14 protein-coding genes are annotated in these 14,436 nt (G+C 57.8%); 2 read left to right on the top strand and 12 right to left on the bottom strand.

Features of this window, described 5'->3' with window-relative positions; translation table 11 throughout:
* Positions 1–12: 12 nt before the first annotated feature.
* The 4 genes from HAP41_RS03595 to HAP41_RS03580 form a co-directional block, all read right to left on the bottom strand.
* Positions 13–1,485, bottom strand: coding sequence for a YecA family protein (locus HAP41_RS03595; RefSeq protein WP_224580525.1), 1,473 nt, complete (start codon positions 1,483–1,485; stop codon positions 13–15).
* Between the two features lie 204 nt (positions 1,486–1,689).
* Complete coding sequence (locus HAP41_RS03590; RefSeq protein WP_166054923.1) at positions 1,690–3,564, bottom strand: AAA family ATPase; 1,875 nt, start codon at positions 3,562–3,564, stop codon at positions 1,690–1,692.
* On the bottom strand, positions 3,561–4,064 hold the full coding sequence (locus HAP41_RS03585; RefSeq protein WP_166054956.1) for an ABC-three component system middle component 2: 504 nt from the start codon (positions 4,062–4,064) through the stop codon (positions 3,561–3,563). Before HAP41_RS03585 ends, HAP41_RS03590 begins: the two co-directional genes overlap by 4 nt.
* A complete protein-coding gene (locus tag HAP41_RS03580; protein WP_166055079.1) occupies positions 4,052–5,125 on the bottom strand; it encodes an ABC-three component system protein in 1,074 nt (357 codons plus the stop codon). Before HAP41_RS03580 ends, HAP41_RS03585 begins: the two co-directional genes overlap by 13 nt.
* Before the next feature lie 380 nt (positions 5,126–5,505).
* On the opposite strand from HAP41_RS03580, the gene HAP41_RS03575 reads away from it, so the two are divergent.
* A complete protein-coding gene (locus tag HAP41_RS03575; RefSeq protein WP_166055217.1) occupies positions 5,506–5,883 on the top strand; it encodes a hypothetical protein in 378 nt (125 codons plus the stop codon).
* A 192-nt stretch (positions 5,884–6,075) separates the two neighbouring features.
* On the opposite strand, the gene HAP41_RS03570 is transcribed toward HAP41_RS03575, so the two are convergent.
* Entirely contained in the window at positions 6,076–6,816 is a 741-nt protein-coding gene (locus HAP41_RS03570; protein ID WP_166055323.1) for a hypothetical protein, read from the bottom strand.
* A gap of 158 nt (positions 6,817–6,974) precedes the next feature.
* Complete coding sequence (locus tag HAP41_RS03565) at positions 6,975–7,667, bottom strand: hypothetical protein (RefSeq protein ID WP_166055417.1); 693 nt, start codon at positions 7,665–7,667, stop codon at positions 6,975–6,977.
* A 158-nt stretch (positions 7,668–7,825) separates the two neighbouring features.
* On the opposite strand from HAP41_RS03565, the gene HAP41_RS03560 reads away from it, so the two are divergent.
* Positions 7,826–9,529 (top strand): type IV secretory system conjugative DNA transfer family protein, encoded by a 1,704-nt coding sequence (locus HAP41_RS03560; RefSeq protein WP_166055520.1) that lies wholly within the window; start codon positions 7,826–7,828, stop codon positions 9,527–9,529.
* A 564-nt stretch (positions 9,530–10,093) separates the two neighbouring features.
* On the opposite strand, the gene HAP41_RS03555 is transcribed toward HAP41_RS03560, so the two are convergent.
* The 6 genes from HAP41_RS03555 to HAP41_RS03530 all read right to left on the bottom strand — a co-directional run bounded on the left by HAP41_RS03555 (position 10,094) and on the right by HAP41_RS03530 (position 14,390).
* Positions 10,094–10,696: a plasmid pRiA4b ORF-3 family protein gene (locus tag HAP41_RS03555; protein WP_166055583.1), complete on the bottom strand. Its 603-nt coding sequence runs from the start codon at positions 10,694–10,696 to the stop codon at positions 10,094–10,096.
* The gene (tnpC, locus tag HAP41_RS03550) at positions 10,693–12,258 is read right to left on the bottom strand and encodes an IS66 family transposase (protein ID WP_166055670.1); all 1,566 of its coding nucleotides are present in this window, start codon (positions 12,256–12,258) and stop codon (positions 10,693–10,695) included. The genes HAP41_RS03555 and tnpC overlap by 4 nt, the downstream gene beginning before the upstream one ends.
* A gap of 51 nt (positions 12,259–12,309) precedes the next feature.
* Complete coding sequence (gene tnpB, locus HAP41_RS03545) at positions 12,310–12,663, bottom strand: IS66 family insertion sequence element accessory protein TnpB (protein ID WP_166055720.1); 354 nt, start codon at positions 12,661–12,663, stop codon at positions 12,310–12,312.
* Positions 12,657–13,079 carry an IS66-like element accessory protein TnpA gene (gene tnpA / locus HAP41_RS03540; protein WP_166055731.1) on the bottom strand — a complete coding sequence of 141 codons (423 nt, stop codon included), beginning with the start codon at positions 13,077–13,079 and terminating at the stop codon, positions 12,657–12,659. Before tnpA ends, tnpB begins: the two co-directional genes overlap by 7 nt.
* Before the next feature lie 128 nt (positions 13,080–13,207).
* The gene (locus HAP41_RS03535; protein ID WP_248577176.1) at positions 13,208–13,834 is read right to left on the bottom strand and encodes a hypothetical protein; all 627 of its coding nucleotides are present in this window, start codon (positions 13,832–13,834) and stop codon (positions 13,208–13,210) included.
* A 97-nt stretch (positions 13,835–13,931) separates the two neighbouring features.
* The gene (locus HAP41_RS03530) at positions 13,932–14,390 is read right to left on the bottom strand and encodes a hypothetical protein (RefSeq protein ID WP_166055870.1); all 459 of its coding nucleotides are present in this window, start codon (positions 14,388–14,390) and stop codon (positions 13,932–13,934) included.
* Between the last annotated feature and the right edge of the window lie 46 nt (positions 14,391–14,436).

Below are 14,436 nucleotides of genomic sequence, written 5' to 3'. Positions count from 1 at the left end.
ACAATTGCGTTTCTATCGCTTTAGGCAGCATCTCTTGTACTTCAGCCCGCTACCGCACGGGCATCGGTCATTGCGGCCGATCTTGCCTGACGTTGGTGGTTTGCTGGGGCGCGGAGGCGGTACGAACTGGTTCACCCGGTCATTATGCTGGCGCAGGTTTGGAGTGCCGAAAACATTCCAATGCTTGTTCTGTTCCTCGTAGTAGCTCCTCATATCTTCGGTCCAGGTATCACAGGGCATGAGGATGAAATCCTCCGCATTCTTGCCGCCCGAGAACTTTGGCGCGTCGATGCCGATTCCGATCACCTTTACGAGGTTGGGGAATTTGTTCTTGGCCGCTCCACATGCGATCTCAAGCAGGCCCGTCCGCTTCTCGCGGTAGCCTGGCTCAGCGCGGTACGCATCAGGGGCGCGCAGTTGCAGTAAGACGTAAGCGACATTTGGCTGGTATGACGGCAGCAACGTGACCTGCCGGGCGAACTGGCCGGTGTCAGGGAAGCGCTGAGCTGCCGTCAGCATCTTTTCAGCAAGGCCGCGGCGCATGAAACGCGGCTCCTTCACCATCTCATAGATGGCGCTCTCGCCGCGGAAAATGTTGGAGTTCCCGCCGAGCGTCCCGTCCAGGCTGTTCTGGCACGTGCGCTGGATCAGCTCGTCCCAGAAGTAAGAGACGCGATCCACCCTCTTCGTGTTCTTGTAGAGATCAGTTTGAATGAAGTCGTGCCATTCGCCTTCGCCGATCATGATGCCGTTAACGGCCTCATTCTCATTCTTCGGCCCGATAACATGGCGTTTGTTGACCTCGTCGTAGTTCAGGAGGTAGTGGCCGAGGAGGTCTTCCTCTCCGCAATAGGTCAGATGGTCGAAAGCTGAAGCGGCCCGCACCTTTTCGTCGAGATACGTCGAAAGGTCACTGACCGTATCAAGCTCACCCAGCACGATAGGCATGTTGTGGCTGTCCAGGATATGGACCGGGTTGCGCCTGTCGATTTCGATATGGAACGGCTGGGTTGGGCCGCCATCGGTTTCCGTATAGGCGATGGCGAGACTGCCATAGACGTTGTCTGGCGACGCGCGTTCGCATGCCTCTTTGGCCCCGTGCGCAACAATGATCTTGTGAATGACCGCCTTTCCCGCATCTATCTGGATTGGGAAGGGTGCCGTCCTCTTGGCATCCATAAAGATCGGCCTACCGCTGCGGATGTAGCGCTCCGCGCCGTGTGCCGTTTTCACCTGGCGGTCGATGACGTTGCGCTTCCATCGGTCCCATACGACCTTCGGGTCCTTGTCGGGCCCTTCCGGTAGTTCGTTCTCGCGGTCGAAGAAGATGAAGACGTGGTTATCGAAGACGGCAAGCAGGTCACATAACTCGTGCCCATCGTCCTTGAAGGGGTTAGGATAGCTCCACAGCTTGAGGAAGGACCTCTCGCAGAAATCAGCAAGCATCCGTTCCGTTTCCGTTACGCCAGCCGATTTTCCGTTCACGGGCTAACTTCTCATTCCTGTGATTCGCAGGCCGCTGGGGGCACTCGGACCTTTTAGCTATGAATGCTTATCGAAAAATGCCCCCTCACTAACGCTGACTAATAATGAAAGGCCACCCCAGTTGGGGCGTTACGGTGCAGCGTAAGCTGTGCTACAACGGCTCGCCACAAAGGCACATGGTCACGACGTGCATGTACGATGATGTCAGGTCGCCGCCGCCGCTTTGGCGATCGGAAATAGGCCGGCACGGCCTTCTTCATCGGGATTGCCAGTAAATTTTTGTGCGTTGGGCAGTATCCGCACGTCGTCTGGCGGATCAGTGTTCTCGATGATGATGACCTGGCGGTCGACACCGATCTTTTTCAGGTACTCGTAGAACTGTGCCTTAAGGTCGGTGTGGCGCATATCATCATCTTCGCCGTCAGGCGCTTTGTATGACAGCAGCGGGGAATCCAACAAAGCAAAGCCAGTGTGGGGTGTCTCTTGCTCGATACAATATTGCAGGAGCCCGATCGTGAACGCGGACTGCGTGATCGCCCTGAGGCCTTTGCCAAACGATGTCCGGTTCTTGCCCCCTATGACGAGGTCACGGGCCTTTTGATCAAAGTGGACCCGGTCGGCGTTGGGGAAGTGCCAAGTTTTGAGGATCTCCTGAACAATCGTCGCAAACTTGTCGAGGCTGCTGGCCGGCAGGCCGGCATCAGGCGTGTTCCCGCCAGACTCCTCAGCTTCTTCCAGTTCCAACTTGGTACGACGGTCTTCCAGATCTTTCAGGCTCTGAAACAGGCCCAGCGCTTCTCGCACTTCCGCGCGCTTATCGGCCAACTCAGCGTAGCTCGTGCGCGCGGCCCTTAGCTTCGGTGCCAAATCTTCCTGGATTTGCGTATTGACCGCAAATACGTCCGCTTCGAGCTTCGGAATGCGGTTCTGAAGGCTTCGCGTCTCCGTCGTCAGCTGGCGTACCGTTTGCGCGAGGTCTTGCTGCAAGGCCGCGATTTTGCCGAGTTCAGCCTCTGCTGCCATCACCACCTGTTCGGCGTTGCCTTCGCAGTCCTCAGAACGATGCTGATGTGCGGGCTGAGCGCCACAGAGCGGACAAATGCCGCCAGACAACGCTGAGAACAGCGTGCCGCCTTCGCGAATGCCTTCCAACCGCTCAACATCGGATTGGTAGTGTTTGCCGAGCAAATCAAAACGGTCGAGTAGGACGCTAACCTCTGCAAGGCGTTCGTTAGCTTGTTCCAGCTTCTGGCGTGCATCCCGACGACGCGAGGCCGCGTCTTTATACAGACTTTCGTGTGCCGCCAGGACCTCCATGCGGCTGCGCAAGGTCTCTTCCAGCCTCTCATCCTGCTCTTCAAGTTGCCTCGGTGGCCCTGACAGCTGCCTGATCTTGTTTTGGTTCTCGGCAATCAGTTGGCCCAAAAGCTCGATCTGACCTGCTCTGGAATGCTCTTGAGGTGAGCTTCGCACGGCGACGAGAGCGGAGTCGTCAGCGCCAGTCAAAAGCAGCTTAAACGTCGCGGTATTCGGCGTGTCCGCTACAAGGTTGCCATCAGACAGGGGCGAGCGCTTCTGAATGATTTCCTCTTCGTCCACGATCGCGAGGCGCGCGAGATTTCTGAAGCTGAGACTATTCGTTTCGTTGTGCTTGTTGCGCTTCACGCGCCTATTGAGAAGGCCGATCTTGCCCAGGAAAAACCGCGACAGGTTATCGTCCTTGCGCTCGTCATGCTGCTCGCGGAGCTCGGTCACGCCCTCTTTGGGAAATGTCGTTTCGTGTAAGCCGTCGGCCTTCAGAAAACCACCGCCTGCCGTGCTTCGCTGCAGAGTGAAGAATTCGCCCGAGCTCGTCTGCATACCGAGGAGAATGCGGTCGTAACCCTCGCGCTCCGGGAAGTCCCGCAGCGGACCTTTGCCACCGAGCATGTAGTCAATGGTGTCGAGAATAAATGACTTGCCGGTGTCGGAGGCGCCGTAAAGCACATTGAACCCAGGCTTAAAGTGAACGGTGGCCGCCGGCTTGTCGGGACCGAGAAAGCTCACGTGTTGGATCTGCAGGCGGACATATTGGGTCATGCGACGCCGATGCTCCGCTCGAATTCCTGAAATTCAATGATCCAGTCCTCGAAGTAGCGGCGTATGATCGCGTTGAATTCAGCATCAGTGTAACCGCTGAAATGCCCGATCAACCAATTTGCCCGGTCTTTGACCTTCAAAAGGTACGGCGACCGCAGAGCATCGAGAAACGCCGCCGCGCTTTCGCCGGCCACGTACATCAAGCCAGCTTCCCGGGCTTCCTGTTCAACAAGGTCCCGCGATATCATCAGCACCAGTCCTTGGTGAACGATGCGCCGTCTTACCTCGGCGTCAGGCGAGCGTAATGGTGTCGGCGGATGCAGGCTTTCGGGGCCACCCTCAATCGTTTTGGTTCTGACGAGCAAATAGTCGAGCGCCGTCAGGCGTTGCAGATCGAACGCCTTCGGGTAGGCGGCGCCTAGGAGAGCCACGGCGCGGATGCCGGCTTCTAGCGGGCCGTTGAACGTGACCTGCCGCCGAGGTGGCTCTATCGCGTCCATTTCAGTCTGTCGTCGTTAGCGAGTTGATGACAAATGCCGTGTCGATCCTGCGTTTGCGCGATCGGTGCAATAGGATTTGCCGTAATGGACATCTCCTGCGCCGCTTTTGTGACCGCGACCACGCGCTTATAGCCGTCCGGATGGTCGTCATCGTTGGTGTCGACCACACCCGCGCAGATTTCGTCCTGGAGCCTTTCAAACGTTCCAGGCTCGACCTTGTCGCGAACGAACACCCGGAGCGCTTCCGCCTGATAGAATGCCTCGCGCTGTCGCGAAAAATGTTCCCGCAGGGCGGGCTTGCCGAGGTCAGCGATCGATGCAACGGGTTTCTTGAGGTGATCCCCATATGCGAGGTAAAGCTGCTCGACATATTTGGTTTCATGTGCGGCAATGGCCGCTGGCGGGCTCGAGGTCACGGGGCGTGCTGGAAGACCGCCGCCAAATCGTGTCGCGTGATAGGGTGATGCCCTGTGCTCATCGATCAGCGCCAACGGTTGCTTGCCCTTGAAGATCGCGAAGTCGAAGGCTTTCACGTAGTCGAGGAAAGCACCCTGCAAGGGGATTTCCTGGGCGTTCGTGATTTCGGTGCGACAGTGCTTATCCCAATTGGCCATCAGCTCCTGCCTGAGCTTGTCAGGATTCATCAGAAGGTTATTCAGCTTGGTGCCGATTCCGCACGGTGCAATGAAAGTGTGGCTGCGGGGGGTGGAATACTCATCGCTAAATGAGAACCACAGCACTTTGCCGACTTCGACGTAGATATCGGAGGGCCGCAGCGGATCGTCGTAGTGCTTGCACTGATAACCATCCCAAACGCCCGTGAAATCCTGACCGGGGTCGAAAACGGCGATGTCGACGCCTTTGTCACCCGCGCCGGTGAACCTCACGACCGTTTTGCCTTGGAAGAAATAGTGTGCCCATTCATTGGTGAAGGCCTCCCACTCCTCGGCGGAATACAGCCGTATCCGCGCGATCGCCGCAATGGGCGGCCCATTGGTCACCTGATGTGCGGCCACAACAGTGGTTGCGGTAGAAAGAACGATCGGCGCGAAACCCTGCATGGAGATTACTGTCGCCCGACAGCACGCGTACTGGTTCGCCGGGGAGGGCTGACGAAGGTGCTCGTTGACAAGGTTGAATCGTCCTCTTGTTGCAAGCTGGAGTATGACGTAGCCGTCCTAGACTGCAATATCAATCGGTCTTCCTGCTTTATTTAATGTCATCAACGGCTTATCGGCAGTGGAGAGATGTGTCGATTGCCTTCTCGCTTGCGGTTTGCTTGGCGGTTCAGCCCGACTGGCCGCGATGGCCGGGCCGATAACCAACGGGAGAACCTCACGACACCCGTGCCCGCCGATTGATCCGCTGCCGGCTTGATCCCAAGATGCGCGGCTTTTGGACCCGCTGTGTCCGTGAAGCGCAGCATTTGTCGTAGGAGGGATTGGCCGCCAACGCATCCGTCAACATCAGGACGGTGCAGCGCTTCGAGGCTGGCCAGCCCATCAACGTGACTTCGCGGCGGGTGATTGCCAAGGCGCTCGGCTACACCGAGCCGGACATCTTCGATGACCCTAAGTTCATCGAAACCGTGCTCAAGTTCTTCGACAGCCTCAAGGCCCAGCAACAGCAGGACCTTGACAACCAGCACCCGGACCACATGCGCATCGACGCGCCGGCGCTGGTCACCGGCGACGCGGCCGCCCACTTTTCCGACATCGTCAACGCCGCCTCGTTCACGATCGACCCGGCCCTTACCGACGAGACCAAGCAGCAATTGATCGCATGCTCTGAGAACTGGCACCGTGGACACCGTTTCTAGCAGCCATAAGACTTCCCGCACGGCCTGGCGGTTTTCGCCTCCGCCTGCTTCAGCGACTTCTGGATTTTTTTCATGCGCCTGAACGTCAAGTGATGGCGGCAACTCCTCAACCGCGATAGGAGCGGGAGGATTACGGGCGATCAGGTACTGCTCGATATTGCAACGATCAGGTAGAATCAAAGAATCAAAGAATCAAAAATCGCCGTCATAAAAGTGAGTGGGTGGGCTTGGCTCATCTGCAAAGAGATTTTCACGACCATTCAATGAGTCGATCTGCGCGCCAACTCCTGCCCCTTCATCAAACAGCAATTCCAGCAGCTCAACAACTACAGTGCATGTCGTCTTCGAGCGATCGCTCAAGCCCAGGCTCGACCAGGAAAGCGTACCTGCAAGTTGTGCAAGTTCGCCGCGTGTTTCCACAAGTCCGGAAGGCGGCGGTTTTCGGGGCTGAGCGTCCGCCAGACGCAAGGACCGATTATCCACCTCGTGTGGCGCCGCCTCTCGCAGTTCCATCTCAATCGCCGGCCTGAGGAACGATGCGGCGGCGCCTTGTGCGGCGGGGCTTAGGTCGCCAAGATCGCGGTGATGGCAGGTTTCGTACAACAGCCTCGCCAATGAAATTCGCCGTTGTCCGCCGTCTAGCTCCTCCATACACGCCTCTACCGTTTCAATGAAGTGGCGGCGCTCGTAGGTAGGAAAAAGCGCGACCACTGTGTTCAAAAACGCGAGCGCTGATTGTTCGAATTGATCGGCTGTCACAAGATTCCGCATACACACCGCTTGGAATAGGCCCGCGAACTGTTTGAAGCTCGAGAGACTCGGGTATTTTCCGGAAATTGCTGCATCAAGCAATTTCGCAACGTTTTTCCTGGTTTGCTTCGAAAGCAACTTTTCGGGTGCGCTGTCGCACAAGTTTACCAATACTGCCTTCAACTCGATGTAGATCGAACATTGCAGTGGTCTGTCTACCGAGTGCGCTCGATCAATGAAAGATTGAAGTACAAGTGCACACATTCTGAACCTGTTCGGCGGTTCTTATTGCGATCGAAAAGTTTGGGAAGATGTTCTGTCGTATAGTCCAGTTCAGCTAATTAGTAGCGATAGGCGCCGAACGAAGGTGACAGTTCATTATAGCGCTCGAAGTGCGATGCTTTCCATCTTTGATAGAGTTGCTCGGCAATACTGCGGTGGCGGGCGCGGTGTTGTCTAAACTGCCTAAATTCGGGCAGGGGCTGAAAATCAAAGTGTTCTAGAAAGACATTGCGTTCAGCTCCATCTCGCGATGCAAATATCGCGCGACGTAAGTTGGCCGCGATGGACCGGTGTTCGTTTGTTGCGTTGCAGTCATTGGCCACTCGGTTCCAAAGTTCATCAAAATCCCCGATGCATCCATACGTAGAGACTTGTGGGATCGTAGGGTTGGCCAACGCGTCATCATCATAGGCATTTAGTTCCCCGAAGAGGCCGCCTAGCAGGTAAGGCACCGCTAGTCGCGATCCAGCCGGCGGAATAGACACGGCAGGCTTGAATGATTTGTCCTTGATTTCCGTCGGCCGCGGGCACGAAAGAAGAGCATCAAGTCTTGGTAAATTGATCCACTCGATATCCAAATGATGAAGTTCAGCCATCAGCGCGTGACCAGCTTCGTGCAAGCAGATCGTTATTGCTAAGGTAGCCCGAGCAAGTTCGGTCTTCCGTTCGGCGGAACCATCAAAGAATTCAGTGACGAGATTGTTAACCCCTCCTGGGTTGTTTCTCTTAAAGAGCCTGCCGTACAGCCGCATATGAATGTCCCCTTTGGGGTTCACGTAATCGACTTTTGTTTGGATGACGTAAATGTCGCTCGCAAAAGTCTAACATTGGAGCGTCTCGGAAAGAGCAAGACTAGTCGCGCTTCTCTGACTACTAGCGATCGTTAAGGCTTGTGAGCTAGTAATTAGCGATGACCGATCCTCATCGCTTCGTTCGCATCTTTCTGGTACTCGCTCTTATCGCCGCGTTCTTCGTATTAGTCTATCCGGCGGCATTCATAGCCGAACACGGTTGGAATTCTAACGCGTGGCCCGGCAATGTGCCGTTGTCACCGTCCATGTGGCTGCGAGCGTGGACTATCGAACTCGGTCACCACTACATCGATTTTCCCCTTATCTTCAGCACATATCGCGATATGTGTTTGGGACAATCCGATGCTTTTGCCGATGGCGGCTTTGTCGAAATGGTGACGCTCGGAACGGCAGCGATTTTCTTTGGTTCATTGATCATCCTCGGCGGCTCGATGATCCCGCTGCGAGATTCCACCAATATGTACGGCAGCGCGCGCTGGGCCTCCAAGGGTGAACGCGCTCGATTGGATGAGGGACTGGAGCTGGGAAAGGATCCTGAGTCAGGCCGTCCAATTCGTGTTCGAGTCGAAGGCAATCTTTTGACAATTGCGCCGCCGCGTACTGGCAAGACCAACGGATTCATTATTCCTAACCTGCTATTCTCGGATCCCGGTGCATGGGCCGGTCCCGCCGTGGTGATTGATCCGAAAGGTGACGCATTTCGCGCTACGCGACGTCGTCGAGAAGCGATTGGCAAGACAGTTCGATGCATTGATCCACTGGGTTTGGCCGATGGCGGCGATCGCTGGAACCCATTGGTAAATAGGGATCCCAAGGATGTAATTTATTTGCAAGCTATGGCACGTGCGCTATTGGCATCTACCAGCGTCGAAAACGACGATAATTCGTACTTCCGAGACCGTGCCGTCGACCTTATTGTTGCTTCAATCGCCGCTACCATTCGTAATAATAGAGCGGATCCAGTCAGTGCCGCGCAGCTGCTCCTGGATCAAACGGCTTTCCTCTCCGCGATTGAGAAGCGCACCGATCAAAGTTCGGTTGCTGCACGCAATATTCTGACGATGGAGGAGAAAGGTCGAGCGAGTATTGTCTCGACAGCAGAGCAAGCGACTCAATGGCTACGGGACGAGCGCTTGCAGATTGCGGTTCAAAACCACACGTTCGAATTATCGGACTTGAGAAGCGGAGAAGTCGACCTCTTTATCGTATTGCCAGCAGACGAACGGAAGCAAATTCTGGCGCCGTATATTCGCTGGTTGCTCAGCGACCTGTTCGCCTCCGTCCGTAAACAAAAGCCCAGTGAGCGCATCATCGTTTTCATTGATGAGGCCTTCGTGCTCGGACGATACGATGCGGTTTTGAAAGGAACGGGCGAATTGCCTGGTTACGGCATCTCACTTTGGACCTTTTGGCAGTCTAGGCACCAAATAATCGAAACGTACGGCGCCGCGGGCGCTGAGACCTTCATCGGTACGGCTGAGGTCGTCAACCTTTTCAATCTATCGGCAGCCCAACCCGACGAAATGGAGCATTGGTCCAAGGCTATCGGTACCTACACAGGGGTGAAGACCACAACAGCTCGGGATCCCAAAACTGGACGCATCAATGAAACGCGCACGCCTGAAGCCGTTCGCCTAGTGCCGCCGAGTGACCTGCCAAAGTTTTTGCATCAGTGGCAGGTTATGCTTCTCACCAGCAGATCGTATTCGCCCGATCCAATCAAGTTGCGTCGTACTCTAGCTTATAATGATGCGCGTTTTGATGGTCTCGTCGATCTAGTTGCGCCTGTTGCACAAAACTAACGAGCCGTCTCGCTTACTGCCAGAACACACGCGCCGTGGCGTAGCCCTTCCGTGCGACCCAGCGGCGAGCAATTGCGGATGTGGCGTCGACAGGCCGGACGGCCAAGTGGCCGCCAGGGAGCATGGTTTTCATTTCATGAGAGCCGTCAGGTAGCGTCCATTCCAGAGGAAGTGGTTCGGTTAGCGGCGTAGTTTGGTACGTGTTTTTGCCGGCCAAAGCTACGAAGAGGCCTGGGACCGAGCAGGCCACGATCGTGACCGCAAGCCTAGGAGTGGACCGCAGCCACTGCTTGCTTCGACGTAACAGCCCTTGTCGAGCAAACGGGATGCGAAAGCGTCGACCCCGCGGGAGCGACGCCTCTATGGAGCGTCGCAATTTAAGCCGATCTTGCGCGGTTAGCACCGGATCTTCCAGTTGTTGAAGCCGATGCTTAGCAGGAAGCTTAAATAAATCGGCGAGACGGCTCTTACTTGCACGCCGCACTTCCGCGTCGGCCGCCTTCACCCGGCTCTCGGCTGCATCGTAAGCGTAGCTCTGCGGCCCTTTTGAATGGCGCTTGACGCCTATTTTGTTCGCGTGGCGCGTCGCCGCGGCTTCCTTGTGTCGGACAACGCGTTGACGGCGGCTTCGAGTGCCTTCCGGTCGACGACGTTGGGATCGAACCGCTCCGGGCCCCAGAGGCGCATGTGTCCGTGCTCGGGATGGGCGGGGTCGCTGATGGCGGCGAGGTATTCGGCATAGCCTGGCGCACCGCCGACGTCTTCCGGAGGACAACGACCGGCGGCCTCGAGCAGGAAGGGAAGCCCCTCCGTCGTGGTGTTCTCGAACCATTTTTCGAGCTTGATCACATGGTCCCAGCTGTCGCCGAAGTCATAGAGATAGTGGATCGTCTTGGCGCCGGTCTCGCGAACGATATCGCACAGCCGCGCTTTGCGGGCATCCATGGGCTGGTGACCGTAATCATTGTCGGGGTCGGGAATCCCCCAATGTGCCTCACCAGCAAAGAACTCGAAGAGGTGACTGTTCGTCCAGCCGAATGCCTCCTGAAGCGTCAGATGCAGCCGATCAAGGCGCAGGGTGACGGGTACGACAAGGCGACGCATCACCTCCGGCTTCACATCCTTGAGGGTCACCTTGATCCGGACCGCGGTCGTGTTCAGGCTCATGCCGCCAGCCTCGGATCGCGTGTATGCATCGTATAGGTCGACGCCCAGGGAAGCAGTTCGTCCAGTCGCGCTGCAGGCCAACCATTGACGAGCTTGGCGAGAACGTCAGCGAGCCAGTGCTCGGCACTGACGCCATTGAGCTTACAGGTCTCAATGAGCGAAGCCAGCAATGCCCAATTCCCGGCGCCTTCGTCGCAACCGGCAAAAAGAGAGTTCTTGGCGTTGAGCTTGATCGGTCGCATCGCACGCTCGACAGCATTCGTGTCCATTTCGATGCGCCCATCATCAAGATAGAGCGTCAGGCCGTCCCAATGACGTAGTGCATAGCGCAAAGCCTTCGCCGTGTCGCTCTTCTGCGCAAGGTGATCGAGCTTGGCCTCAAACCACTGCTTCAAGGCTGCAACCAGAGGCCGGGTATGCGCTTGTCGGCCAGCACGGCGCTCGTCCGCAGATCGGCCGCGGAGGGCCTTCTCGACCGCGTAAAGCTGGGCGATGCGCTCAAGAGCCTCGCGGGCAACCGGAGCTGGCGCAGGCGCAGCCTCCCGCTCGATCTTCACAAACTGGCGCCGCAGATGCGACCAGCAGAAGGCGAGCGTCCCGGACAGGGCGTCCGCACGCGTCTCTCGGGTCATGGTCTTGTAAGCCTGATAGCCGTCGCAGTGGATGATGCCGCGATAGCCCTCCAGCAGCCGCAAGCCATGAACGGCGCCGCGGCCCGGTGCATAGGCATAGACTACCCCAGGCGGATCAGGTCCGGCCCAAGGCCTGTCATCGCGTGACAGCGCCCAGAAGTAGCCGGTTTTTGTTCTGCCGCGCCCCGGATCCAGCACCGGCGCCGGGGTCTCATCGACACAGAGCTTCGAGGAGGCGAGCAGAAGCTGGCGCAGACGATGCCACACGGGCTTCAATTCCTGGGCGGCATAGCCGACCCAGAAGGCGAGCGTGGAACGATCCAGCGCTATTCCGTGCGTCGCCAGCATCTGCGCCTGGCGGTAAAGCGGCAAATGCCAGTGATACTTGGCATCGATCACATGCGCGACCAGCCGCTCGGTGGGCAATCCTCCCCTGATCAATCGCTCGGGAGCCGCGTGCTGCAGGACGACGCCATGACAGGCGCGGCAGGCCAGCTTGGGACGGCGGGTGATGATGACGCGATACTGCGCCGGAACGACGTCGAGCCTCTGGCTCTCATCCTGACCAATCTCGAAGAGGTTGCCCTTACAAGACGGGCAGCAGCTCTCGGCCGGCATCATAGTCTCGATGACGCGCGGCAAATGCTCCGGCAGCTGACCACGGTTGGCTCTGCGCGCGGCAGCTCTCTTCTCGCCTGTTTTGGGATTGGCACGATTCTCGGCGGCTTCGAGAGCCGCAACGGCCTGATCGATATCCTCCAGAACAAGCTGCAGCTGATCAGCGTCCAGCTTTTCCGAGGACCGACCGAACTGCGCATCTTTCGCAAGCTTGAGCAACCGCTCGAGCCGGGCGCAGCGATCCAGCAGAGCCGCGGCAAAGGCACGCAACTCGGCTGGATCGCTCGGTAGCTCATCAGGCAAATCACTCATTGGCCCGAGCTTGCCATGCTTCGCGTCACGATGCAGCGATGATTTGCATTTTTACGCAAGCGCTTTCGGCTGCGGGATCCGAGGCGCGCGCATGCGCGTCCAATCCATGCCGGCCAGCAGTGCTGACAGCTGGGCCCCATTCATCCGCATCACACCGGCCACGATGGGTGGCCATTTGAAGCCGCTGCCATCGAGCCGCTTCCAGTACATCACAAGGCCGCTGCCATCCCAGACGACGATCTTCACCCGATCGGCGCGCTTCGCACGGAACACCACCGCCACGCCCTTCATCGGGTCATGGCCCAGCGTATCCTTCGCCAGCAGCGCCAAGCCCTCTGCACCCTTCCTGAAGTCCACAGGTTGCGTCGCCACGTAGATCATGAGGCTCGCCGGCATCGTCAGCATGAACGTGTCCGTCGCAGCGCAATGAACACATCGCTCAACGCAGCAAGGCCAGGCGCCCCGCGCACCTCCACGCGCGCGCCCTGGAACTCAACCGTAACAATGGCTGCTTCCGGCGAACCGGAGGGCTCTGCGGCCGCAGGCAACGCTAATTCCGACACCACCGGCACGAACGACAGCGTGTCCGCCGACGCCGGCAATACCAACTGGCCCAAACGCGCCCGGCGCCGCCAATCATGCACCTGCTGGGGCCGGCAGCCATGGCGACGAGCGACGTCTGTTACAACCGCCCCCGGTTCGAGGCTTTCCGCCGCAATCTGCGCCTTCAAATCATCCGGCCAGCGCTTTCGACCTGCGCCAGCGAACACTTCAATACGCGGTGACAACGGTCGTCTTATGTCGTCAGAATGGTCGTCCATTGTGAGCACCCTTCCAGAAGATGACTCTTCTAACGGTGCTCTCAAGACTCCGCACAAACAATCAGACGGGCCTCGGCGCTACGCTTACGCTGCATCAAAGCGCGCCGACAGTGATCGTGCGGGCTTGTTCATCCGATCAGCCACTCTGCAGCGGGACGGACGGCTTGCATAGCTTCCAGACGAAAGCGCTCGAGATCCTTGCGGATACGCACAGCGGACGCGATGCCATGCTTTTCGCGCAGCTTGCCGGGATCGAGCTTGCCGATCATGAGGAGACCGCCGGCCTGGAGGTACTCGTCGGCCCCGTCTTCCAGAGATTGGTGCTCAAATGACGTCGCCTTGGCGCCGTCGCTGAATTTCTTGAGCCAGGTTGCATCGACAACGCCGTGCAGGCGGTTCTCGATCAGGAAGCGTGCTTTCGTCCAGGGTTTTGTAACTGATAGCAGTTTAGGGGCCTCCGCAAGCGCACCTGGCTCGTTGGTTACGACAACGCAGACGCCAAACTCGAGACCCTCATCGGCGAGGCTAGGAGCGATGTCGGACAACATCGTAAGGAAGGTCATTGAGGTATTCGCCCCGACATCGACGACGGTCGATGTCTTGGTCTGAGCGATTGCGTCAATGACGGCATCGAACTCTGCCCGCGACGCCTTGCCCCCGGATCGTTCGATGTCTTCTCGCGTCGCCCTCATCTTGAAGAAGCTGACACGGTCGCCAAGCTCATGCATGCGGCGGCTCGCGTCGATTTCGAACACGGGTGCGCCGTCGACCGCCTCCGCGAGAGCCCGGGCAAAAACCGTCTTGCCAACGCCGCCCTTCTCCTGGGTGATCAACAGAATTCTGGGCATTTATTCATTCCTTCTTCAATACGGTTTGGAGTTTTTCCAGAGCCGCGCGCCTGAGGTCTTCTTCTGTCGCGAGCCGGGGGGCGTTGGGGGTCTCTGCGGGACTAACGAGATCTGGGGAGAACGTCAGGCGTTGCACGGCAGGGTGCTCGACCGTGTCGCCTCTGTCGCGGGGACCGACCTTGAGGGCTTTCTTGCGCTGCTGTGCCTCAATCTGGGTCACAAGTGCCGTCAGACGATGAGTGGTTAGAGGGATGCGATCCTTGCCCTGAACGACGCCCTGCTCGGCGAGAGCCTGGGCGATCATCGCCCATGACACTCCGTCTTTACGAAGTTGATGGATGGTCGGAAGGGCTTCCCGGACCGCCTTTGATGTGCCGGTGGTTTCCCGGCCGACAGACGACGTGCCGCGCGCCTTCTGTAGGCGCAGCGCGTCGTGGCGGAGCTTTTTGGAATCCAGGGGCATTGACGTCTGAACGATAGGTCGTCAGGGCCGTACTAGAGCGTTTTCC

It is taken from the genome of Bradyrhizobium barranii subsp. apii (genome assembly GCF_011516635.5).
In the GTDB taxonomy this organism is placed as follows: domain Bacteria; phylum Pseudomonadota; class Alphaproteobacteria; order Rhizobiales; family Xanthobacteraceae; genus Bradyrhizobium; species Bradyrhizobium barranii.
The sequence above is the reverse complement of the archived record's forward strand: the minus strand, read 5'-3'. Positions and strand labels throughout refer to the sequence as shown.

Excerpts from the sequence above, each read along its gene's own strand:
- HAP41_RS03590 (WP_166054923.1), bottom strand. The coding sequence starts at position 3,564 with ATGACCCAATATGTCCGCCTGCAGATCCAACACGTGAGCTTTCTCGGT.
- HAP41_RS03585 (WP_166054956.1), bottom strand. The coding sequence starts at position 4,064 with ATGGACGCGATAGAGCCACCTCGGCGGCAGGTCACGTTCAACGGCCCG.
- HAP41_RS03580 (WP_166055079.1), bottom strand. The coding sequence starts at position 5,125 with ATGCAGGGTTTCGCGCCGATCGTTCTTTCTACCGCAACCACTGTTGTG.
- HAP41_RS03565 (WP_166055417.1), bottom strand. The coding sequence starts at position 7,667 with ATGCGGCTGTACGGCAGGCTCTTTAAGAGAAACAACCCAGGAGGGGTT.
- HAP41_RS03560 (WP_166055520.1), top strand. The coding sequence starts at position 7,826 with ATGACCGATCCTCATCGCTTCGTTCGCATCTTTCTGGTACTCGCTCTT.
- HAP41_RS03555 (WP_166055583.1), bottom strand. The coding sequence starts at position 10,696 with ATGAGCCTGAACACGACCGCGGTCCGGATCAAGGTGACCCTCAAGGAT.
- tnpC (WP_166055670.1), bottom strand. The coding sequence starts at position 12,258 with ATGAGTGATTTGCCTGATGAGCTACCGAGCGATCCAGCCGAGTTGCGT.
- tnpB (WP_166055720.1), bottom strand. The coding sequence starts at position 12,663 with ATGCTGACGATGCCGGCGAGCCTCATGATCTACGTGGCGACGCAACCT.
- tnpA (WP_166055731.1), bottom strand. The coding sequence starts at position 13,079 with ATGGACGACCATTCTGACGACATAAGACGACCGTTGTCACCGCGTATT.
- HAP41_RS03530 (WP_166055870.1), bottom strand. The coding sequence starts at position 14,390 with ATGCCCCTGGATTCCAAAAAGCTCCGCCACGACGCGCTGCGCCTACAG.